This window comes from Herpetosiphon sp., from assembly GCF_003512625.1.
GTDB classification, from domain to species: domain Bacteria; phylum Chloroflexota; class Chloroflexia; order Chloroflexales; family Herpetosiphonaceae; genus Herpetosiphon; species Herpetosiphon aurantiacus.
On sequence record NZ_DOPT01000048.1, the window covers coordinates 8,455 to 11,472 of the forward strand.

1 protein-coding gene is annotated in these 3,018 nt (G+C 51.7%); it reads right to left on the minus strand.

What is annotated here, in order from left to right:
• Window positions 1–39: 39 nt before the first annotated feature.
• Window positions 40–3,018 (minus strand): tetratricopeptide repeat protein (locus DEF47_RS11745; RefSeq protein WP_287045145.1); only part of this gene is annotated, 2,979 nt, incomplete at its 5' end.

Here is a 3,018-nt window from a genome sequence, read left to right on the forward strand (position 1 = left end):
CCCTCGCCTGCTGGGCGGGAGAGTGGGCTAGGGGCTAAATTATGGTTTACTTTGGCCGAGTTGGCTTTGAAAAAAGCTAACTAGCTTTTCAAAGGCCGTTCGGGTATCAGCATAGGTGGTGTTGAATGTCGGATCAGCTGCACCCATTTTGTCCATTTCGGCCAAAGCTAGTTGGACTTGGGTCAAGCCTGCATCATAGCGTTGGCTATCGCTCAACACTTGGGTGTAAATCTGGCGATACGACATATCGCCTGGCTTGCTGGCAATCGCTCGCTCAAAGCCTGTCAAGAAGCTATCAAACACCGCAGGATCGCTTTGCATCGAGGCAAAGGTTGCTTGGACACGGGCTGTGCGTTCGGCTGGCAATTCGGCTACGTCAACCAAGCCACTGCTGCTGAGCGCCCGTGGATCAAGCGCCAAGGCATTGGCAAAGGCTAAAGCTGCGTTGGGCAAATCGCCCTTGCGGCGGTAGGCCTCGCCCAAGCGAATGAAATTGAGCGACCATAATGGATCAAGCGTAGTCGCTTTGGTCAATTCGGCAATCGCTGTATCGTATTCTTGGCGATACAAATACAACATAGCCCATTGACCAGTCAACTCAACATCTTGGGGCGCGACCGTGTGCGCTTGTTTGTAGGCCTCAATCGCGGCATCAAGGTGCATCCGTGCGCCTTCAGGGTCGCTTTGCTCGGTGTTACGGAACCATGATGAATGCAAACGGCCTAAGTTAGCCGGATGATCTTTGTTCTGGGGATTGAGCCGCTGGGCTTCTTCCAAGGCCAAGCGGGCATAATCGAGCACTTGCAATGGCCCAAACTTGGTCAAGAAATCGCGGGCAACGGTTTGCAAACCAGCCACGCTATATTCAGCATCGGGCAAATCGGCGAGTTCAGCATCAGGCCGTGGGCGACTATTCAGTACTTGGGCAATCGCCGCATTTTGATTTTCGCTAACCAATTTGTTTTGTTCAATGCTCAAATCAGTTGCCAAGGTCATCAAGGCCCGACCATACATCAAGAAATATAAATCTTCGTTGGGTGCATGCTCAACTGCATCCTGAATCGCGGCAAAGCCCAAAAGATGTTGATCAAGGCCTTGGCCTTGGTCGATAAATTGTTTGCCCTGCAAATAGCGCATATCAGCAAAAATATTATCGAGGTTGAGGAACCAGACCAACAGCAAGACAATTGGCACAACGACTGCATACAAAATGCGAGCAGGTGCAGCGCCAGTTACGCCGCTGCTGGTACGACCACGGCCAGCAGGGGTGCGACGAGCATTTTGGGCTGCTTGGCGTTTGGTGCCAGCTTTGGCTGGGGTTGATTCGGCGGCTTCTTCGACAACTGGTGCTGCCACAACCACTGGCTTTGTGCCAAGTTGATAGGCTCCAGCGTGTGCCCCGGCAAGTATGCCAACCGCCATAATCACCCAGGTATAGAGTAACGACGAAACAATTGGAATCCCAAACAGGTTTTCGACAAAATTGGCGGCAACCGCCGAAAGCACCGTGATAATCAACAATTGCCAGGTAAAGCTCAGCGATGCTTCGAGCGGCTTGGCATAGCCCAACCACGTGGCGAGGCCAACCACCAACAAACCCACACTACCAGCGATCAAACCAAGTGCGAGGCTCTTCAAAAAGACGGCAAAGAAGATGCCAATTCCAAGCATCAAAAGGCTGGTTAGGCCTAAATTGATCAGTCGTGGAATGCACAGTAGCCGCAGCATAATAATTAAGAATGAGCCAAATAAGAATAAATGGCTAAACAAGCCAATCGCGCCTTTGGTCACCAATTCATCCAACAAGGCTTGGTGCGAACGGTCGGGCGAAGCCCCGCGCGATTCATAATTGGCCAACCGTGGTGGATAAAATGGGTTGTAGGCCACAAACATCGATTCTGGCCCCCAACCAATTACTGTGCGTAACGGATCGCTCAAGGCCAAACCAACTGCGCCTTGGGTATGCTCATCGCCACGCCAAATCAACACCCGTACCAAACCAGTGCCGCCATCAGTTTCAAGCAAGTTGCCCAAACGGCTGATATAGCGGTTGCTTTGGCGTAGCCCACTAAAACTGCTTGAGTCTGTATTAAGCACCACCAAGAAGGCGGCTCCTGCTAAGGCCAGCACAACCCATGCACTCAGCGCCGCGCCAAAAATGCGTTTGAAGCTGGTGCTGCGTAGGCCTTGCAACAAAAAGAGGGTGAAGAAGACGAAAATGCTTACGAACATGCCGATTTGTGGGCCACGGCTTTGGGTAAAGAAGATAATGACAATCGTGAACAGGCTTAACCCAGCATAGATTGCAGCACTGAGCCATTGCACAATTGCATGGGCTGCTGCTTCGCTGCGGCGCGGCAAGGCTAGCACTAAGCCATAAAAACCAAAATAGGCCGCCATCGCCAACAAGAACCAGGTACGAAAGTCGCTAGCACGCTTAGCAGTTGCCATATCAAGGTTGTAGCAGGTTTCGCTAATTGTGCCTTGGCATTGGTCGGCAGTTAAATACCCACCCAACACTAAACTCAGCATATACAGCAAAATCAAGCCGCCGGGCAGATATAAGCGCCAATCGCTGCGACTGCGGGTGCTGGTTACCCACGAAATTAAGGGCAAGGTACTGCCTACTACAATCACCGACATTGGGAAAATCCACCAATGGCCGATGCCCAACAAGGGCGCTTGCAGCAATGCTCCCAACTTGAGGGTGGCATACAAGAGGCTTAATTGACCAAGCGGAATCAAGCCCAAGGTAACAAACCACGCTGCATCTAAGCCAACCGAGTTTGTAGCTTCGCTCTCAGCACGTTTGGTAGCCATCACGCTGGTAATCAAGCGATAGAACATAAAGGGCAGGGTTAAAATCAAATAGGCTGCCACAAAAATCGAGTTGCCCATGCTTGAGGCAACCCGTGCCGCAGTATCGCCAGCCCACGGCAAGGGGTCGCTGCGCTGATATTGCACCCAACCATAGCCCAAGGTTGGCAAGGTTGTGGCAATAATCACCGTAATAATCCG